General features: G+C 52.7%; 16 protein-coding genes. 7 read left to right on the forward strand and 9 right to left on the reverse strand.

Annotated features, from left to right (window positions below; translation table 11 throughout):
• Positions 1 to 6 precede the first annotated feature (6 nt).
• The gene (gene ytfT, locus K0778_RS06765; RefSeq protein WP_001297255.1) at positions 7 to 1,029 is read left to right on the forward strand and encodes a galactofuranose ABC transporter, ATP-binding protein YtfT; all 1,023 of its coding nucleotides are present in this window, start codon (positions 7 to 9) and stop codon (positions 1,027 to 1,029) included.
• A complete protein-coding gene (gene yjfF / locus K0778_RS06770) occupies positions 1,016 to 2,011 on the forward strand; it encodes a galactofuranose ABC transporter, permease protein YjfF (RefSeq protein ID WP_000596015.1) in 996 nt (331 codons plus the stop codon). The genes ytfT and yjfF overlap by 14 nt, the downstream gene beginning before the upstream one ends.
• 32 nt (positions 2,012 to 2,043) lie before the next feature.
• On the opposite strand, the gene fbp is transcribed toward yjfF, so the two are convergent.
• Positions 2,044 to 3,042, reverse strand: coding sequence for a class 1 fructose-bisphosphatase (gene fbp, locus K0778_RS06775; protein ID WP_000853753.1), 999 nt, complete (start codon positions 3,040 to 3,042; stop codon positions 2,044 to 2,046).
• 175 nt (positions 3,043 to 3,217) lie between these two features.
• On the opposite strand from fbp, the gene mpl reads away from it, so the two are divergent.
• Positions 3,218 to 4,591, forward strand: coding sequence for a UDP-N-acetylmuramate:L-alanyl-gamma-D-glutamyl-meso-diaminopimelate ligase (gene mpl, locus K0778_RS06780; protein ID WP_001219792.1), 1,374 nt, complete (start codon positions 3,218 to 3,220; stop codon positions 4,589 to 4,591).
• A 155-nt stretch (positions 4,592 to 4,746) separates the two neighbouring features.
• On the opposite strand, the gene yjgA is transcribed toward mpl, so the two are convergent.
• Positions 4,747 to 5,298: a ribosome biogenesis factor YjgA gene (gene yjgA / locus K0778_RS06785; RefSeq protein WP_000166270.1), complete on the reverse strand. Its 552-nt coding sequence runs from the start codon at positions 5,296 to 5,298 to the stop codon at positions 4,747 to 4,749.
• A gap of 93 nt (positions 5,299 to 5,391) precedes the next feature.
• Between yjgA and pmbA the strand changes: the two genes are divergently transcribed.
• Both pmbA and cybC read left to right on the forward strand, forming a co-directional pair.
• Entirely contained in the window at positions 5,392 to 6,744 is a 1,353-nt protein-coding gene (pmbA, locus tag K0778_RS06790; protein ID WP_001162184.1) for a metalloprotease PmbA, read from the forward strand.
• A 54-nt stretch (positions 6,745 to 6,798) separates the two neighbouring features.
• Positions 6,799 to 7,185: a cytochrome b562 gene (gene cybC, locus K0778_RS06795; RefSeq protein ID WP_001232255.1), complete on the forward strand. Its 387-nt coding sequence runs from the start codon at positions 6,799 to 6,801 to the stop codon at positions 7,183 to 7,185.
• A 44-nt stretch (positions 7,186 to 7,229) separates the two neighbouring features.
• On the opposite strand, the gene nrdG is transcribed toward cybC, so the two are convergent.
• The 5 genes from nrdG to treR form a co-directional block, all read right to left on the reverse strand.
• The gene (nrdG, locus tag K0778_RS06800; protein WP_001106226.1) at positions 7,230 to 7,694 is read right to left on the reverse strand and encodes an anaerobic ribonucleoside-triphosphate reductase-activating protein; all 465 of its coding nucleotides are present in this window, start codon (positions 7,692 to 7,694) and stop codon (positions 7,230 to 7,232) included.
• 157 nt (positions 7,695 to 7,851) lie between these two features.
• Positions 7,852 to 9,990 (reverse strand): anaerobic ribonucleoside-triphosphate reductase, encoded by a 2,139-nt coding sequence (gene nrdD, locus K0778_RS06805; RefSeq protein ID WP_000187776.1) that lies wholly within the window; start codon positions 9,988 to 9,990, stop codon positions 7,852 to 7,854.
• A 393-nt stretch (positions 9,991 to 10,383) separates the two neighbouring features.
• Positions 10,384 to 12,039, reverse strand: coding sequence for an alpha,alpha-phosphotrehalase (gene treC / locus K0778_RS06810; RefSeq protein ID WP_001297260.1), 1,656 nt, complete (start codon positions 12,037 to 12,039; stop codon positions 10,384 to 10,386).
• A 49-nt stretch (positions 12,040 to 12,088) separates the two neighbouring features.
• Complete coding sequence (gene treB, locus K0778_RS06815; protein ID WP_001297258.1) at positions 12,089 to 13,510, reverse strand: PTS trehalose transporter subunit IIBC; 1,422 nt, start codon at positions 13,508 to 13,510, stop codon at positions 12,089 to 12,091.
• Between the two features lie 118 nt (positions 13,511 to 13,628).
• A complete protein-coding gene (gene treR, locus K0778_RS06820; RefSeq protein WP_001181324.1) occupies positions 13,629 to 14,576 on the reverse strand; it encodes a trehalose operon repressor TreR in 948 nt (315 codons plus the stop codon).
• A 184-nt stretch (positions 14,577 to 14,760) separates the two neighbouring features.
• On the opposite strand from treR, the gene mgtL reads away from it, so the two are divergent.
• Together mgtL and mgtA are read left to right on the forward strand one after the other, a co-directional pair.
• Positions 14,761 to 14,814 carry a mgtA regulatory leader peptide MgtL gene (gene mgtL / locus K0778_RS06825; protein WP_001387276.1) on the forward strand — a complete coding sequence of 18 codons (54 nt, stop codon included), beginning with the start codon at positions 14,761 to 14,763 and terminating at the stop codon, positions 14,812 to 14,814.
• 140 nt (positions 14,815 to 14,954) lie between these two features.
• Positions 14,955 to 17,651: a magnesium-translocating P-type ATPase gene (gene mgtA / locus K0778_RS06830; RefSeq protein ID WP_000471889.1), complete on the forward strand. Its 2,697-nt coding sequence runs from the start codon at positions 14,955 to 14,957 to the stop codon at positions 17,649 to 17,651.
• A 205-nt stretch (positions 17,652 to 17,856) separates the two neighbouring features.
• On the opposite strand, the gene ridA is transcribed toward mgtA, so the two are convergent.
• Both ridA and pyrI read right to left on the reverse strand, forming a co-directional pair.
• The gene (ridA, locus tag K0778_RS06835) at positions 17,857 to 18,243 is read right to left on the reverse strand and encodes a 2-iminobutanoate/2-iminopropanoate deaminase (RefSeq protein ID WP_000047539.1); all 387 of its coding nucleotides are present in this window, start codon (positions 18,241 to 18,243) and stop codon (positions 17,857 to 17,859) included.
• A gap of 72 nt (positions 18,244 to 18,315) precedes the next feature.
• A complete protein-coding gene (gene pyrI / locus K0778_RS06840) occupies positions 18,316 to 18,777 on the reverse strand; it encodes an aspartate carbamoyltransferase regulatory subunit (protein ID WP_000148581.1) in 462 nt (153 codons plus the stop codon).
• Positions 18,778 to 18,785: the final 8 nt, after the last annotated feature.

Below are 18,785 nucleotides of genomic sequence, written 5' to 3' on the forward strand. Positions count from 1 at the left end.
AGTGTGATGCCTCAATCTCTCCCGGACACTACGCCGCCGAAAAGGCGCTTTCGCTGGCCAACGGGAATGCCGCAGCTGGCGGCACTGTTGCTGGTGCTGCTGGTCGATAGCCTGGTGGCCCCGCATTTCTGGCAGGTGGTGCTCCAGGATGGGCGTTTATTCGGTAGCCCCATAGACATTCTTAACCGTGCGGCCCCCGTTGCGCTGTTGGCTATCGGAATGACGCTGGTGATCGCAACAGGTGGGATTGATCTCTCCGTGGGGGCGGTGATGGCTATCGCCGGAGCCACAACGGCTGCGATGACGGTCGCGGGATTCAGCCTGCCGATTGTTTTGTTAAGCGCCCTGGGCACTGGCATCCTGGCGGGATTGTGGAACGGCATACTGGTAGCGATCCTCAAAATTCAGCCGTTTGTTGCCACCCTGATCCTGATGGTCGCCGGGCGCGGCGTGGCGCAACTGATCACCTCCGGACAGATCGTCACGTTTAACTCGCCGGATCTCTCATGGTTTGGCAGTGGATCGCTGTTGTTCCTGCCAACGCCTGTCATTATCGCGGTGCTGACGCTTATCCTGTTCTGGCTGTTGACCCGCAAAACGGCGCTGGGGATGTTTATCGAAGCCGTTGGTATCAACATTCGGGCGGCAAAAAATGCCGGGGTAAACACGCGGATCATCGTCATGCTTACCTACGTGTTGAGCGGGCTGTGTGCGGCGATTGCGGGCATTATCGTGGCGGCGGATATTCGCGGTGCCGATGCCAATAACGCCGGGTTATGGCTGGAGCTGGACGCCATTCTCGCGGTGGTTATTGGCGGCGGATCGCTGATGGGCGGACGTTTTAACCTACTGCTTTCGGTGGTGGGGGCGCTGATTATTCAGGGGATGAACACCGGAATTTTGCTTTCGGGCTTTCCGCCAGAGATGAACCAGGTTGTAAAAGCGGTGGTGGTTCTTTGCGTGCTGATTGTCCAGTCGCAACGCTTTATCAGTCTGATTAAAGGAGTACGTAGCCGTGATAAAACGTAATTTGCCACTGATGATCACCATCGGCGTCTTTGTGTTGGGTTATCTTTACTGCCTGACCCAGTTTCCCGGTTTTGCTTCCACAAGAGTGATCTGCAATATCCTGACCGATAACGCCTTTCTTGGGATCATTGCCGTTGGCATGACCTTTGTGATCCTCTCCGGTGGGATCGATCTCTCCGTCGGTTCGGTGATCGCCTTTACTGGCGTGTTTCTGGCAAAAGTGATTGGCGATTTCGGCCTCTCGCCGCTACTGGCGTTTCCGCTAGTGCTGGTGATGGGCTGTGCCTTCGGCGCATTTATGGGGCTTTTGATCGACGCCCTGAAGATCCCGGCATTTATCATTACCCTGGCGGGGATGTTCTTTTTGCGCGGTGTCAGCTATCTCGTTTCGGAAGAGTCGATTCCGATAAACCATCCCATTTATGACACGCTCTCAAGCCTTGCGTGGAAAATCCCTGGCGGCGGTCGCTTAAGTGCGATGGGACTGCTGATGTTGGCGGTGGTGGTTATCGGTATTTTCCTCGCGCATCGTACCCGTTTTGGTAATCAGGTATACGCCATTGGCGGCAACGCAACGTCGGCGAACCTGATGGGGATTTCCACTCGCAGCACCACTATTCGCATTTATATGCTCTCTACCGGACTGGCAACGCTGGCGGGGATTGTCTTCTCGATTTATACCCAGGCCGGATATGCGCTGGCGGGCGTAGGTGTGGAACTGGATGCTATCGCCTCAGTGGTAATTGGCGGTACGCTTCTGAGCGGTGGCGTTGGAACGGTATTAGGGACGCTTTTTGGCGTGGCGATTCAGGGACTGATTCAGACTTACATAAACTTTGATGGCACGCTGAGCTCATGGTGGACGAAAATCGCCATCGGTATTTTGTTGTTTATTTTTATAGCATTACAGCGTGGATTAACGGTGCTGTGGGAGAATCGTCAGAGTTCGCCAGTGACAAGAGTCAACATTGCGCAGCGATAAAAACGCCTCTCCGTGTGGAGAGGCGCAGGAGATTACGCGTCCGGGAACTCACGGATAAAGCGTTCGACATCTTCAACCATATGGTCGTTGCCGACAAAGAACGAACGGCGCTGGTGCAGAGTTTCCGGGATGATATCCAGAATACGCTCTTTGCCATCGCTCGCTTTACCGCCCGCTTGTTCCGCCAGGAATGCCATCGGGTTGCACTCATAAAGCAAACGCAGTTTGCCGTCCGGGTGGCTGGCGGTGCTTGGGTAGAGATAAATACCGCCTTTCAGCAGGTTACGGTGGAAATCCGCGACCAGTGAACCGATATAACGTGAGGTATACGGGCGGTTGGTGGATTTATCTTCTTCCTGGCAGAATTTAATGTACTTCTTCACCCCGTTCGGAAACTTAATGTAGTTTCCTTCGTTGATGGAGTAGGTTTTGCCTTTCTCCGGGAAGCGCATCCGTTCCTGGCACAGGCAGAAAACGCCGAGCGAAGGATCGTAAGTAAAGGCGTGAACACCGCATCCGGTGGTGTAAACCAGCATGGTAGAGGAGCCGTATACCACGTAACCTGCCGCAACCTGTTTGTTACCAGGCTGGAGGAAATCTTCTTCCGTTACCGGCGTGCCGACGGGCGTAACGCGGCGGTAGATGGAGAAAATGGTACCGACAGAGACGTTAACATCGATGTTGGACGAGCCATCCAGTGGGTCCATCAGCACCACGTATTTTGCATGTTCACAGCCTTCAAAGACGACAATCTCATCTTCTTCTTCAGAGGCAATGCCCGCAACGATATCGCGTGCTTTCAGTGCGGCTTTCAGTTTTTCATTAGCGAACAAGTCGAGTTTTTGCTGAACCTCGCCCTGCACGTTCTCAGCACCGCTGGCACCCAGGATATCAACCAGTCCTGCTTTGTTGATATCGCGATGGATAATCTTGGCGCCCAGTTTTATTGCCGACAGCAAAGCAGTGAGCTCACCGGTAGCATGAGAAAACTCGTGCTGCTTTTCGACAATAAATTCACCTAACGTTTTCATAAAACTTTCCCTGCAATGTTTATGGAGTAAAGCGACCGTAACAATCTTAACAAATAATCGGAATGTTGCGCTCAGGTGAATCGCGCCAGCAAATTGCGGATTATCCTGAAATGCGTTTCTCACTTGCCCGACATATGCGTAAAATGAGCGGCAGATTAAAAAAGGATAGTGACGTATGCGCATTCATATTTTAGGAATTTGTGGCACGTTTATGGGCGGTCTGGCGATGCTGGCGCGCCAGTTAGGCCATGAAGTAACGGGTTCGGACGCCAATGTGTATCCGCCGATGAGCACCTTACTTGAGAAGCAAGGCATTGAACTGATTCAGGGTTACGATGCCAGCCAGCTCGATCCGCAGCCGGATCTGGTGATTATTGGCAACGCCATGACCCGTGGAAATCCGTGTGTGGAAGCGGTACTGGAAAAAAACATCCCTTATATGTCAGGTCCGCAGTGGCTGCACGATTTTGTGCTGCGCGACCGCTGGGTGCTGGCCGTTGCCGGTACACACGGCAAAACTACCACCGCGGGAATGGCGACCTGGATTCTGGAACAGTGCGGTTACAAACCGGGATTTGTGATCGGCGGTGTGCCGGGGAACTTTGAGGTTTCGGCGCGTCTGGGCGAAAGCGACTTCTTTGTTATCGAAGCGGATGAGTATGACTGCGCCTTCTTCGACAAACGCTCTAAATTTGTCCATTACTGCCCGCGTACGCTGATCCTCAACAACCTTGAGTTCGATCACGCCGATATCTTTGACGACCTGAAAGCGATCCAGAAACAGTTCCACCATCTGGTGCGTATCGTTCCGGGGCAGGGCCGTATTATCTGGCCGGAAAACGACATCAACCTGAAACAGACCATGGCGATGGGCTGCTGGAGCGAGCAGGAGCTGGTGGGTGAGCAGGGTCACTGGCAGGCGAAAAAGCTGACCACCGATGCTTCCGAATGGGAAGTCTTGCTGGATGGCGAAAAAGTGGGCGAAGTGAAATGGTCGCTGGTAGGCGAACATAATATGCACAATGGCCTGATGGCGATTGCGGCGGCTCGCCATGTTGGTGTAGCGCCGGCAGATGCCGCTAACGCGCTGGGTTCGTTTATTAACGCTCGCCGCCGTCTGGAGTTGCGTGGTGAAGCGAATGGCGTCACGGTATATGACGATTTTGCCCATCACCCGACGGCGATTCTGGCAACGCTTGCGGCGCTGCGTGGCAAAGTTGGCGGTACGGCGCGCATTATTGCTGTGCTGGAACCGCGCTCGAATACCATGAAAATGGGGATCTGCAAAGACGATCTGGCACCTTCATTAGGTCGTGCCGATGAAGTCTTCCTGCTGCAACCAGCGCATATTCCGTGGCAGGTGGCAGAAGTGGCAGAAGCCTGCGTTCAGCCTGCACACTGGAGTGGCGATGTGGATACGCTGGCAGATATGGTGGTGAAAACCGCTCAGCCTGGCGACCATATTCTGGTGATGAGCAACGGCGGTTTTGGTGGGATCCATCAGAAACTGCTGGATGGTCTGGCGAAGAAGGCGGAAGCCGCGCAGTAATTCGGCCTTAGCCTGATATAGTGTGCGTAGGCCGGATAAGGCGTTCACGCCGCATCCGGCATTTGAGCATAGTGCCTGATGCGACGCTTGATGCGTCTTATCAGGCCTACAGGTGCACCGCATCCGGCAAACCATACTCACATCAACAACGAAAATTACCCTTCATTCTCCGCCAGTTCGCGCAGATACTGGAAAATCTGGCGTGCGGATTTCGGCGGCTTATTCCCTTCTTTCTCTTTCTTCGCGTTGCGGATCAGAGTACGCAGCTGCTGACGATCGGCATCGGGCCACAGATTCAATACTTCAGCGATGGCGTCATCACCTTGATCGATCAGACGATCGCGCAGGTTTTCCAGTTTATGGAACAGCACCACCTGCTGGTTGTGACGGTTTTTCAGCTTATCCAGCGCCTGACGAATAGGCTCTACGTCGCGCTGGCGCAGCATCTTACCGATGAGCTGCAACTGGCGGCGGCGACCTTCCATCTTAATACGCTGGGCGAGCTCAATAGCCGCGCGCAGATCCGCATCTAACGGGATCTTATCCAGCGCGTTTTTCCCCAGATCAACAATTTCCGCGCCAAGGCGTTTTAGCTCCTCGGCATCACGTTTAATTTCACTTTTACTGACCCAGATAATTTCATCGTCTTCGTCTTCGATGTCATCACCGGGAACGTCGTCGAGCCAGTCTTCGGGCTGCTTAGTCATCTCAGGCTCCTTAAAAAAAGAGGCTAATGTTACCAGTTAAGATGCGCACTGAAAAACGGTTCTCTGTTAGACTTCAGAGAAACTCTCTACATTATGGCACTTGCAATGAAAGTAATCTCTCAAGTTGAAGCGCAGCGCAAGATTCTGGAAGAAGCAGTTTCCACTGCGCTGGAGTTGGCCTCAGGCAAATCGGACGGTGCGGAAGTTGCCGTCAGCAAGACCACCGGCATTAGCGTAAGCACGCGTTATGGTGAAGTGGAGAATGTTGAATTCAATAGCGATGGCGCGCTGGGGATCACTGTTTATCACCAGAACCGCAAAGGTAGCGCATCATCCACCGATTTAAGCCCGCAGGCCATTGCCCGCACCGTACAGGCGGCGCTGGATATTGCCCGTTATACCTCGCCAGATCCCTGTGCCGGCGTGGCAGACAAAGAGCTGCTGGCCTTTGAGGCACCGGATCTCGATTTGTTCCACCCTGCGGAAGTTTCCCCGGATGAAGCCATTGAACTGGCGGCCCGCGCAGAACAGGCAGCATTACAGGCGGACAAACGTATCACCAATACCGAAGGTGGCAGCTTTAACAGCCACTACGGTGTCAAAGTTTTTGGCAACAGCCACGGCATGTTGCAGGGTTACTGCTCTACGCGTCATTCGCTCTCCAGCTGTGTAATTGCCGAAGAAAATGGCGATATGGAGCGTGATTACGCCTACACCATTGGTCGTGCGATGAGCGATCTGCAAACGCCAGAGTGGGTTGGGGCCGACTGTGCTCGCCGTACTTTATCGCGCCTGTCACCGCGTAAACTCTCCACCATGAAAGCGCCGGTCATTTTTGCCAATGAAGTGGCAACCGGGCTTTTTGGGCATCTGGTGGGGGCGATAGCGGGTGGAGCGGTTTACCGTAAATCTACCTTCCTGCTGGATTCGCTGGGTAAACAAATTCTGCCGGACTGGCTGACCATTGAAGAGCATCCGCATCTGCTGAAAGGGCTGGCATCGACGCCATTTGACAGCGAAGGTGTGCGCACCGAGCGTCGCGATATTATTAAAGATGGCATCCTGACTCAGTGGCTGCTGACCAGCTATTCGGCGCGAAAACTGGGGCTGAAAAGCACCGGACATGCGGGCGGTATTCACAACTGGCGGATTGCCGGACAAGGGCTAAGCTTCGAACAAATGCTCAAAGAGATGGGCACCGGGCTGGTGGTGACGGAGCTGATGGGCCAGGGCGTGAGTGCAATTACCGGTGATTATTCCCGTGGTGCGGCGGGCTTCTGGGTAGAAAACGGCGAAATTCAGTATCCGGTTAGCGAAATCACCATCGCAGGTAATTTAAAAGATATGTGGCGCAATATTGTCACCGTCGGTAACGATATTGAAACACGCAGTAATATACAGTGTGGTTCTGTGCTGTTGCCGGAGATGAAAATCGCCGGGCAGTAAAAAACTGGCGCGACCTGCCGCGCCAAATCTTCATAATAAAAAAGGAAGTGAGCAATGCGTAAAAGCCTGTTAGCTATTCTTGCAGTCTCCTCGTTGGTATTCAGTTCGGCGTCGTTTGCCGCTGATCTTGAAGACAATATGGAAACCCTCAACGACACTTTAAAAGTGGTCGAAAAAGCCGATAACGCGGCGCAAGTCAAAGACGCGTTAACGAAGATGCGCGCCGCAGCGCTGGATGCGCAAAAAGCAACGCCGCCGAAGCTCGAAGATAAATCACCGGACAGCCCGGAAATGAAAGACTTCCGTCACGGTTTCGATATTCTGGTTGGTCAGATTGACGACGCGCTGAAGCTGGCAAATGAAGGTAAAGTAAAAGAAGCGCAGGCTGCCGCAGAGCAACTGAAAACGACCCGCAACGCCTATCACCAGAAGTATCGTTAATTCCTCATTTCCCTGTTGCCTGCACTCAGGTAACAGGGAACTTATCATCGCAAATGATGCACCACCTGATTGCTGCTGCCGCGCCAGATCAGGGAAGGGTCTTTTAAATCCTGCACAAATTTGCCGTCGACCAGTACGTTAATCAAATCAACAACCTGCATTTGCGCAGCGTTGAGATCGTCGAGTTTATAGCCTGTCCACACCCAGATGTCTTTATCCGGACACTCGGCGCGGATGCGTTTTACCAGTTTCAGAATATCCGGCACGTTTTGCGGATGCAGCGGATCGCCGCCGGAGAGGGAAATCCCCTGGCGTTTGATACGAGTGTCATTCAGATCGTTAATGATCTGGTCTTCCATTGCTTTGGTAAATGGCTGACCAGAATTTACCCGCCATGTGCTTTTGTTATAGCAACCGGGGCATTCATGAACACACCCGGAGACAAACAGGGTGCAGCGAGTGCCGGGGCCGTTGACGATGTCGACAGGATAGTACTGATGATAATTCATTGTTTCGCCTGGCTTATCAGTCCGCGTATAGGATGCATCCGGTAATCAACGCCTGATGCGACGCTGTCGCCTCTTATCAGGCCTGGAGCCGTTGCCAAATGTAGGCCGGATAAGGCGTTTACGCCGCATCCGGCATTTGCTTAGCGCAGAGTGAAGATTAACCTATCTGCCCATTCCCCAAATGTTTAACGCGGCGCTTAACTTCTTCCTGCTTACCGGCGTTAAATGGACGTGCATCCGGGCTACCTAAATATCCGCACACGCGGCGAGTCACCGACACACGGGAGGCGTCATGGTTACCACATTTCGGGCAAGTGAAGCCTTTGCTGGTGCACTCGAACTCACCGGTAAAGCCACACTCGTAGCACTCATCAATCGGTGTATTGGTGCCGTAATACGGTACATGCTGATAGCTGTAATCCCAGACATCTTCCAGCGCCTTCAGGTTGTGCTGAATGTTTGGATACTCGCCGTAGCAAATGAAACCACCGTTCGCCAGCGGCGGGTAAGGCGCTTCAAAGTCGATCTTGTCGTACGGGTTCACCTTCTTCTCCACATCGAGGTGGAAACTGTTGGTGTAGTAACCTTTATCGGTCACGCCCGGCACCACGCCAAACTCAGCAGTATCGAGACGGCAGAAGCGGTCGCACAGGTTTTCACTCGGCGTGCTGTAGAGACTGAAACCATAACCCGTTTCTTCTTTCCACTTATCCACTGCCTGACGCAGACGTTCAACAATGGCGATACCTTTCGCGCGAAGCTGCTCGTTGTCGTAAACATGCTCGCCGCCGAACAGCGCGTTAATGGTTTCGTGGATGCCGATGTAACCCAGCGAAATAGACGCACGACCGTTTTTGAAGATTTCAGAAACATCATCGTCAGCATTGAGACGCACGCCACAAGCACCTTCCATATAGAGGATCGGGGCCACGCGCGCTTTCACGCCTTCGAGACGAGCGATACGGGTCATCAGCGCCTTACGTGCCAGCACCAGACGTTCATCCAGCAGCTTCCAGAAGGTGGCTTCATCGCCTTTTGCTTCCAGAGCAATACGCGGCAGGTTCAGGCTGATCACGCCGAGGTTGTTACGACCATCGTGGATCTGCTCGCCGTTTTCATTTTCCCACACGCCGAGGAAGCTGCGGCAGCCCATCGGGGTTTTAAACGAACCGGTGACTTTCACTACCTGATCGTAGTTCAGGATATCCGGATACATGCGCTTGCTTGCGCACTCCAGCGCCAGCTGTTTGATGTCGTAGTTCGGATCGCCTTTTTTATGGTTCAGACCATCGCGAATCGCAAACACCAGTTTCGGGAACACCGCAGTTTTACGGTTTTTACCGAGGCCTGCGATACGGTTACGCAGGATAGATTCCTGAATCAGGCGCGATTCCCAGCTGGTGCCCAGACCAAAACCAAAGGTTACAAACGGCGTCTGACCGTTGGCGGTGTGCAGGGTGTTTACTTCGTACTCCAGCGACTGGAAGGCATCGTAGCACTCTTTAATGGTACGAGAGTTAGCGTAGCCTTCGGCGTCCGGGATGTTCCACTCTTCTGCGGTCTTGCGATGTTTGTTGTAGCTGGCGGTGACAAACGGTGCCAGCACTTCATCGATACGGTTAATGGTGGTGCCGCCATAAATATGGCTGGCGACCTGAGCAATAATCTGCGCAGTTACCGCGGTTGCCGTAGAGATCGACTTCGGCGGTTCAATCTCGGCGTTCCCCATCTTAAAGCCCTGGGTCAGCATGCCTTTCAGGTCGATCAACATGCAGTTGAACATCGGGAAGAACGGCGAGTAATCGAGATCGTGATAGTGAATATCGCCACGCTCATGTGCCTGCACCACGTCACGCGGCAGCAGGTGCTGGCGTGCATAGTGTTTAGCCACGATCCCGGCCAGCAGGTCGCGCTGGGTTGGAATCACCTTGCTGTCTTTGTTGGCGTTTTCGTTGAGTAACGAGGCGTTGGTCTGCTCGACCAGACCACGGATCTCCTGGTTCAGGCGACCGCGTTTTTCACGTTCAATGTCGCGATCGTGACGGTACTCGATGTAAGCACGAGCCAGTTGTTTGTATGGACCCGACATCAGCTGGTTTTCAACTGCGGTCTGGATCTCGTTGATATCCACCTGGTTGCGGCCCTGCATCTGCTCGCTGACAACCGCAGCAACAGTGGCGCAATAATCGGCATCATCGACTTCCGCTGCTTTAGCTGCACGCAGAATCGCTTCTTTGATGCGCTCTGATTTAAACGGCACTTTGCAGCCGTCTCGTTTCATCACATGCGGTGTCATGATCGCTCCATATTTTTAAGAACAGGTTATCCACAGAAATTGGGAAAGGCGTTTTCCGGTTTTTTCGTTTCGTTTTCCGGTGCTTTCCGCAATCGCCATCCGCTTATCCACAACGCCGCACCTTTTTCGTGGGGAGCTGTAGTAGCAATTATAGTCGATTAATACAACATATTGGGTTGGGACGCATTTTAAAGTCTATATATAGTGCTTTGCATCAAGGATGTTTGAACTTTTTTTGATGTAGCTCAAAGTAAAAAGCAGAGCGTACGGATGACGGGCGCTACAGCGTTATGTAAATTTTTTAATGAATTTGCTGGTTGAAAAATCAACAAAAACAACATGCTGACAGACAAAACCCCGGAATGACCGGCATTACCGGGGCTTAGGGAAGATTTACTTCTGTAACCACCAGACAGCCTCAAAAGGCCGTAAATTCATGGCACAGGGTTGTGGTGAGGCTTCTTCGTAGTTATGCATCACAAGCTGCCAGTTGCCGCGCATTTGCCCTGGCTGCCAGGGTTGGATCCCACGGCTAAGGTTGGCAATGACCAGCAAGGTTTGCCCCTTCCATTCACGGCGATAGCACCACAATACAGGGCTGTTTGGCAGCAGATCCTGGTAATTGCCCCATGTCAGGATGGCTTCCTGCTTACGCAGTGCGATTAACTTTTGGTAGGTGTAAAACACCGAGGAATCATCGGCCAGCGCGGCTTCTACGTTGATTTGTTGATAGTTATCGCCCAAGCCAATCCACGGTTCGCCAGCCGTAAACCCGGCATTATCGCCGTTGCTCCATTGCATGGGTGTGCGACTGTTGTCACGGGATTTGCTGGCGAGGATTGCCAATAACTCGTCGGCATCACGCCCATCGTTGCGTAGCTCGGCAAACATATTGAGGCTCTCCACGTCGCGATAGTCAGTAATGCGCGTGAAATGCGGGTTGGTCATGCCAATCTCTTCGCCCTGGTAGATATACGGCGTTCCCTGCATGCCATGCAGCACCATCGCCAGCATTTTTGCCGCAGGCACGCGGTATTCACCTTCATCACCAAAGCGAGAAACAATGCGCGGCTGATCGTGGTTACACCAGAACAAGGCATTCCATGCTACGTTGTGCATTCCTTGTTGCCAGTGGCGGAACAATGTTTTCAACGCCACAAAGTCAGGTTTAGCCAGCGTCCATTTTTCACCACCGGGATAATCGACCTTCAGGTGATGAAAATTAAAGGTCATCGATAATTCACTGCCTGTCAGTGCCGCGTATCGCTGGCAATGCTCAAGGCTGGTGGAGGACATTTCACCTACGGTCATTAACCCGCGTGGCGTAAACACATCGCGGTTCATCTCGTGCAAAAACTCGTGTGCTCGTGGCCCGTCGGTGTAGAAGCGACGCCCGTCGCCATCCAGGTCATCAGGGAAACGTGGGTCTTTGGAGATCAGATTCACCACATCCAGGCGCAACCCGTCGACCCCACGATCGGCCCAGAACTCACAGACTTTTTTCAGCTCTGCGCGTACCGCTGGATTCTCCCAGTTGAGATCCGCCTGCTCTGGTGCAAAGAGATGCAAATAGTACTGTTCGCTTTCCGCATGCCAGCGCCACGCACTACCGCCAAATTTTGAACGCCAGTTGTTCGGTGGCGTTTCTGGTTCGCCATCGCGCCAGATATAAAACTGGCGGTAAGGGCTTTCTTTGTTCAGCGCCTCGCGAAACCAGGCATGTTGGGTAGAGGTATGGTTAAACACCATATCGAGAATGATACGAATCCCGCGCGATTTTGCCTGCGTCACCAGTTCGTCAAAATCGTCCAGCGTGCCGTAGATGGGATCAATCGCCGTATAGTTCGCTACGTCGTAACCGTTATCGACCTGGGGAGAGATATAAAAGGGGGTTAGCCAGATGGCATCAACGCCCAGTTTATGCAGATAGTCCAGGCGTTGGATAACGCCACGTAAATCGCCGGTGCCGCTACCCGTGGTGTCCTGAAAACTCTTTGGATAAATCTGGTAGATAACGCCGTTTTGCCACCAGTGGGGAAGATTAGTCATTACGTTATTCCTGCAAATGCGAGGGGGCGCAATTGCGCCCCGAAGAAAATTAAACAATATCCAGCGTGCCCAGGCGGTATTTCCGCTGATAGATAAACGAGGTGAGTACAATCGGGATGATGATGGCGATAACCATTGCCAGCGCAAATACCTGCCAGTAGCTCGGTTGAATCGAGAGAATTCCCGGCAGGCCGCCTACGCCGATACCATTCGCCATAACGCCGTTCAGGCCGCATAGTAATCCTGCCAGACCAGAACCAATCATCGCGCACAGCATCGGGAAGCGATATTTCAGGTTGATGCCGTACATTGCAGGCTCAGTGACCCCAAGCCAGGCGGAGATAGCGGCAGGCACGGAGATCTCGCGTTCATTGTGCTTGCGGCTGGAAATGATAATGCCTATCACGGCGGAGCCCTGAGCGATATTCGACAGCGCAATCAGCGGCCACACTGGCGTGCCACCCATGCTTTGAATCATCTGCAAATCAATAGCAAGGGTGGTCTGGTGTACGCCGGTGATCACCAGCGGCGCGTACAGGAAGCCAAACAATGCCGCACCAATCGGAGCAAAGCTGCCGGTCATCAGGTGACGTACCGCAAAGGCAACGCCATCGCCAATCATGCGACCAAACGGACCAATCAGCGCATGGGCGAGGAACACCGCGAGGATCAGCGAACAGACGGGCACCACCACCAGATAGAGGTAATCCGGTACGATGCGTTTAAGGCGAGTTTCAATAACGCCCAGTGCCAGCCCGGCTAACAGTGCCGGGATCACCTGTGCCTGATAGCCCACTTTGGCGATGCTGAACATGCCAAAGTCCCACACTTCCGGCAGCTGCTGCCCGAGCAGATAAGCGTTCATCAGCTGGGGAGAAACCAGTGTCACGCCAAGCACGATACCAAGGATCGGCGTGCCGCCCATTTTTTTCACCGCTGACCAGCAAATACCGACCGGCAGGTAGAAGAAGATCGCTTCACCGATCAACCACAGAAAATCGTAGATCGTTTGCAGGGAAGGGTACATTTGCGCCAGCGTCTGACCGTTGCTCATGGGCAAATCGCCGATCACATTGCGAAAACCGAGGATCAAACCGCCGCTAATCAACGCGGGCAGCAACGGGAAGAAGATCTCCGCGAAATGAGAGATCAACTGCTCATGCCATTTCATATTCTGCCGGGCGGCTTTTTTTACCTGCTCTTTATCAACCTGCGCCTGTCCGGTTGACGCTATTAGTGCTTGATAGTAATCACCCACGTTGGTGCCAATCACCACCTGAAATTGCCCGGCATTGGTGAAACAGCCTTTCACCATGGGGAGTTGCTCAATTTCTTTCGGTCTGGCATTGGCCGGTTGGTTGAGGACAAAGCGCAGGCGAGTAATACAGTGGCTCACCGTCGCAATATTGCCGCGCCCGCCGACCAGTTCAATCAACCGATCGATATCCGTTTGGTTTATTTTGCTCATCATAAAGCCCCATGGCAGATGACATTTTTGGTTGGCTGCAGAATATATTGCGCGGAAAAATTTAAAAACGGGAACGTTCCCGAAACGCAGCGAAGATCACAATTTATCGTTCAGGAAACGATCAGGACAGGGTGGCGGGGATGATGATTTGTTGCGGTTCGCTGCGCCCGGTTACCTGTGCGATCAATTGGCAGGCCGCCTGGCGTCCAGCTTCGGCGTAACCAGGATCTACGGTGACGATCTCCGGATGAAGGAATTTCATTAATGGCGTATTACCGACGCTCGCCAGTTGCAAGGTGTCGATGCGTTGCTCTTGCAGGTATTTACTTGCGCCAAGTGCCAGCGTGTCGGTTGCGCACAGTAAGGCGGTAGTTTCAGGCGTAATCACTTTTGCTACGTTCTCATAGCCTTGCTTCATAGCAAGGCCTGGCAGAGCGGCAACGGGATGCAGTTTATGCGCTTTGCAGAACGCCAGGTAGGCTTCGTGACGTCGCTTCCCGGTCGTCACGTCACTATGCGGCACGCCGAGATAACTGATATTACGATGCCCCTGGTCATACAGCCGTTGCATCAGGATCTTGATTGCCCCTTCGTCGTCATAACAGACCGAAGCAAAACCTTTTGCGTCACGCGCCAGCAGAACCAGCGATGACTGCCAGTGGGCTAACATTTCTTCTGTTATGCCAGTAAAACCGAACAGCACTACGCCGTCGATATTACGCCGTTTCAGCACCCCCAAATGTTCGGCAACTAATTGCGGGGAAAACTGACTTTCCATCATGATTGGGTCGTAACCTTGTTCATAGAACGCTGGCAGCATGGTTTGAACGGCGAGATTTTCTGACAACGAATCCAGGCGGGTAACAATGATGGCGACCACTTTATCGCTTTGCCCACGCATAGCGCGCGCAGAGCGGGAAGGGGAAAATCCATGCTGATTCATCACTGCTTCAACACGCTCGCGGGTGCGCTGGCTCACGCCGCTTTCGTTATTCAGCACCCGGGAAACTGTAGATTTCCCCACGCCGCTTAAGCGTGCGATGTCTTTGATGGTCAGCCGATTTTGCATCCTGTTGTCCTGTAACGTGTTGTTTAATTATTTGAGCCTAACTTTACCCGTGCATTCAGCAATGGGTAAAGTCTGGTTTATCGTTGGTTTAGTTGCCAGCAGGTATTATATCGCCATAGATGCTACGAATATTATTGGATTCTCCTTATTATTTGCGGCGCTTTATTCACTTACCGGAGGTTATATGGAACCTGATCCCACGCCTCTCCCTCGACGGAGATTAAAACTTTTCCGGTAAGCCCGTCTTTTCACGGCGTTACCGGATGCGTAAGGCCGTGACGTTTTAACGTCCCTGCTCAGCTTTATTACCTTCAGGTAAGGCTTCGCCACGCCTGAAGACATTTCTGTACTGTTTCAGACAGTGCGGAGGGACTCCTTATGTTTAAAGAAATCTTTACCCGGCTCATTCGCCATTTACCTTCCCGTCTGGTTCATCGTGATCCATTGCCTGGCGCGCAGCAGACAGTGAATACGGTGGTCCCGCCGTCCTTAAGTGCGCATTGCCTGAAAATGGCGGTGATGCCCGAAGAAGAATTGTGGAAAACGTTCGACACCCATCCGGAAGGGTTAAATCAGGCGGAAGTGGAATCTGCCCGCGAACAACATGGTGAAAATAAATTACCCGCACAACAACCGTCGCCGTGGTGGGTACATTTATGGGTCTGCTATCGCAACCCATTTAATATTTTACTCACCATTCTCGGCGCTATTTCTTACGCCACGGAAGATTTATTTGCCGCGGGCGTTATCGCGCTAATGGTCGCTATTTCTACGTTGCTGAACTTTATTCAGGAAGCACGTTCCACTAAAGCGGCAGATGCCCTGAAAGCGATGGTCAGCAATACCGCGACGGTGCTGCGCGTAATTAACGACAAAGGCGAAAATGGCTGGCTGGAGATCCCGATCGACCAGCTGGTGCCCGGCGATATTATAAAACTGGCGGCGGGGGATATGATCCCGGCAGATTTACGTATCTTGCAGGCGCGGGATCTGTTCGTCGCTCAGGCGTCGTTAACCGGTGAGTCTCTGCCCGTGGAAAAAGCCGCTACCACTCGCCAGCCGGAGCACAGCAATCCGCTGGAGTGTGACACCCTGTGTTTTATGGGCACCACCGTGGTGAGCGGCACGGCACAAGCAATGGTGATTGCTACAGGAGCCAATACCTGGTTTGGTCAACTGGCGGGGCGTGTTAGTGAGCAGGAAAGCGAGCCGAATGCCTTTCAGCAGGGGATCAGCCGCGTCAGTATGCTGCTGATTCGCTTTATGCTGGTGATGGCTCCGGTGGTGTTGCTTATCAACGGTTACACCAAAGGCGACTGGTGGGAAGCGGCACTGTTTGCGCTTTCGGTCGCGGTAGGCTTAACGCCGGAAATGTTGCCGATGATTGTTACCTCGACGCTGGCGCGCGGCGCAGTAAAGCTGTCGAAACAGAAAGTGATCGTCAAACATCTGGATGCTATTCAGAACTTTGGCGCAATGGATATTCTGTGCACTGATAAAACTGGCACCCTGACACAGGACAAAATTGTGCTGGAGAATCATACCGATATCTCCGGTAAAACCAGCGAACGCGTGCTGCATAGCGCGTGGTTGAACAGTCATTATCAGACCGGACTTAAAAACCTGCTCGATACAGCGGTGCTCGAAGGTACGGATGAAGAGTCAGCGCGCTCGCTGGCCAGTCGTTGGCAAAAAATTGATGAGATTCCGTTTGATTTCGAGCGTCGTCGGATGTCGGTGGTAGTGGCAGAAAATACCGAGCACCATCAGCTGGTTTGCAAAGGTGCATTGCAGGAAATCCTCAATGTGTGTTCGCAGGTGCGTCACAATGGCGAGATTGTGCCGCTCGATGACATCATGCTGCGTAAGATTAAGCGGGTTACTGATACGCTGAATCGTCAGGGGCTGCGCGTGGTTGCGGTGGCGACGAAATACCTGCCAGCGCGTGAAGGAGATTACCAGCGGGCGGATGAATCCGACCTGATCCTCGAAGGATATATTGCTTTCCTTGATCCGCCAAAAGAGACAACCGCTCCGGCACTGAAGGCATTAAAAGCGAGTGGAATCACCGTAAAAATCCTTACTGGCGACAGTGAGTTAGTTGCAGCGAAAGTGTGCCATGAAGTGGGGCTGGACGCGGGAGAGGTGGTCATTGGTAGTGATATTGAAACGCTATCTGACGACGAACTGGCAAATCTCGCACAGCGCACCACGCTGTTTGCCCGCCTGACGCCGATGCATAAAGAACGCATTGTGACCTTACTGAAGCGCGAAGGGCATGTGGTTGGCTTTATGGGCGATGGTATTAATGATGCGCCCGCCTTACGCGCTGCGGATATCGGCATTTCTGTGGACGGCGCGGTAGATATTGCCCGTGAAGCGGCTGATATCATCCTGCTGGAAAAAAGCCTGATGGTGCTGGAAGAGGGGGTTATTGAAGGACGTCGCACTTTCGCCAACATGCTGAAATACATCAAAATGACGGCGAGCTCCAACTTCGGTAATGTGTTCAGCGTGCTGGTGGCGAGTGCTTTCTTGCCCTTCCTGCCGATGTTGCCGTTACACTTGCTTATTCAGAACCTGCTGTATGATGTGTCACAGGTGGCGATCCCGTTTGATAACGTCGACGACGAGCAAATTCAAAAGCCGCAGCGTTGGAATCCGGCGGATCTGGGGCGCTTTATGATCTTCTTCGGACCGATCAGCTCGATCTTCGATATTCTGACGTTTTGCCTGATGTGGTGGGTATTCCATGCCAACACGCCGGAAACGCAAACGCTGTTCCAGTCGGGATGGTTTGTGGTGGGCTTACTGTCGCAAACGCTGATTGTGCATATGATCCGCACCCGCCGTGTGCCGTTTATTCAGAGCTGTGCATCGTGGCCGTTAATGATCATGACCGTGATCGTGATGATTGTCGGGATCGCATTGCCGTTTTCACCGCTGGCCAGTTATCTGCAGCTGCAGGCGCTGCCGTTAAGCTATTTCCCGTGGCTGGTTGCGATTCTGGCAGGGTATATGACATTAACTCAGTTGGTGAAAGGATTTTATAGCCGTCGTTACGGCTGGCAGTAAAGAATAAACTGGGCACGATAGCCCCGATTCAGATTGCAGACAAAGTAAGCTTTGTTCATGCCGGATGCGGCGTAAATGCCTTATCCGGCCAACAAATTCAATAAATTGCAGGAATCACGTAGGCCTGATAAGCGTAGCGCATCAGGCGATTTTGCGTTTGTCATCAGACTTAATCCGGGCATGATAGCCCGGATTTCCATCAAGATTAGCGACGAACAGCGATCGCTTCGATCTCAATCTTCACGTCTTTCGGCAGACGGGCAACTTCAACGCAAGAACGTGCCGGGAAGGTGGCATTGTGTTCGGTGAAGAAGGCTTCGTAGGTAGCATTAACGGTTGCGAAGTCGTTCAGATCTTTCACAAACACGGTGGTTTTAACGATGTCGCCCACTTTCAGGCCTGCGGCTTCGACGATCGCTTTTACGTTATCCAGCGACTGACGTGCCTGTGCAGCGACGTCTGCCGGTACTTCGCCCGTTTTCGGATTTACCGGGATCTGGCCGGAGGTGATGATCATATTGCCCAGATCAACGCCCTGTACGTAAGGACCGATAGCTGCCGGTGCATTTTCCGTCGCGATAGTTTTGCTCATGATTTCTCCTTTATTACAGCGGTAAAAAGTCTGGCTCATTATAGGGAGCCAGACTTTTATTACCAACCGCAATTAATTGGCCAGCACCACATTATGGGAAAACTCTTTTTCACAGTATTTGCATTTGAGCGCGATGTCATTGGCGCGTTTTCGCACGGCAAAGCTGGAAGAAACCGGTTCGGCATGGCTGATACAGTTGCTGTTCGGGCAGACCAGCACATTGTCGATGCGCTCTGGCAGACTGGGGCGCGATTTACCCACCACTTCATAGTTGTCGATACGGTTAACCGTGGCTTGCGGCGCATACAATGCCAGTTGATCTACCTGATCTTCACTCAAAAAGGTATTTTCGATTTTGATCAGATCTTTGCGGCCCATCTCGCCAGAAGGCAAGTTCAGACCGATGGTGATGCGCTGATCCGTTTCGGTCAGCTTGAACAGACTCAACAGCTTAAAACCGATCTGGGCGGGGATATGGTCAATTACCGTGCCGCGTTTAATAGCTTCAACCTGCAATTTATTATCGTGTGTCATCTCTATTT

It is taken from the genome of Escherichia sp. XD33, assembly GCF_019375075.1.
In the GTDB taxonomy this organism is placed as follows: Bacteria; Pseudomonadota; Gammaproteobacteria; order Enterobacterales; family Enterobacteriaceae; genus Enterobacter; species Enterobacter flexneri_A.

Bases quoted from the DNA above. Each gene is read 5' to 3' on its own strand.
- treR (WP_001181324.1), bottom strand. From the start codon at position 14,576: ATGCAAAATCGGCTGACCATCAAAGACATCGCACGCTTAAGCGGCGTG.
- pmbA (WP_001162184.1), top strand. From the start codon at position 5,392: ATGGCACTTGCAATGAAAGTAATCTCTCAAGTTGAAGCGCAGCGCAAG.
- ridA (WP_000047539.1), bottom strand. From the start codon at position 18,243: ATGAGCAAAACTATCGCGACGGAAAATGCACCGGCAGCTATCGGTCCT.
- yjgA (WP_000166270.1), bottom strand. From the start codon at position 5,298: ATGACTAAGCAGCCCGAAGACTGGCTCGACGACGTTCCCGGTGATGAC.
- nrdD (WP_000187776.1), bottom strand. From the start codon at position 9,990: ATGACACCGCATGTGATGAAACGAGACGGCTGCAAAGTGCCGTTTAAA.
- pyrI (WP_000148581.1), bottom strand. From the start codon at position 18,777: ATGACACACGATAATAAATTGCAGGTTGAAGCTATTAAACGCGGCACG.
- fbp (WP_000853753.1), bottom strand. From the start codon at position 3,042: ATGAAAACGTTAGGTGAATTTATTGTCGAAAAGCAGCACGAGTTTTCT.
- mpl (WP_001219792.1), top strand. From the start codon at position 3,218: ATGCGCATTCATATTTTAGGAATTTGTGGCACGTTTATGGGCGGTCTG.
- cybC (WP_001232255.1), top strand. From the start codon at position 6,799: ATGCGTAAAAGCCTGTTAGCTATTCTTGCAGTCTCCTCGTTGGTATTC.
- nrdG (WP_001106226.1), bottom strand. From the start codon at position 7,694: ATGAATTATCATCAGTACTATCCTGTCGACATCGTCAACGGCCCCGGC.
- treC (WP_001297260.1), bottom strand. From the start codon at position 12,039: ATGACTAATCTTCCCCACTGGTGGCAAAACGGCGTTATCTACCAGATT.
- mgtA (WP_000471889.1), top strand. From the start codon at position 14,955: ATGTTTAAAGAAATCTTTACCCGGCTCATTCGCCATTTACCTTCCCGT.
- ytfT (WP_001297255.1), top strand. From the start codon at position 7: ATGCCTCAATCTCTCCCGGACACTACGCCGCCGAAAAGGCGCTTTCGC.
- treB (WP_001297258.1), bottom strand. From the start codon at position 13,510: ATGATGAGCAAAATAAACCAAACGGATATCGATCGGTTGATTGAACTG.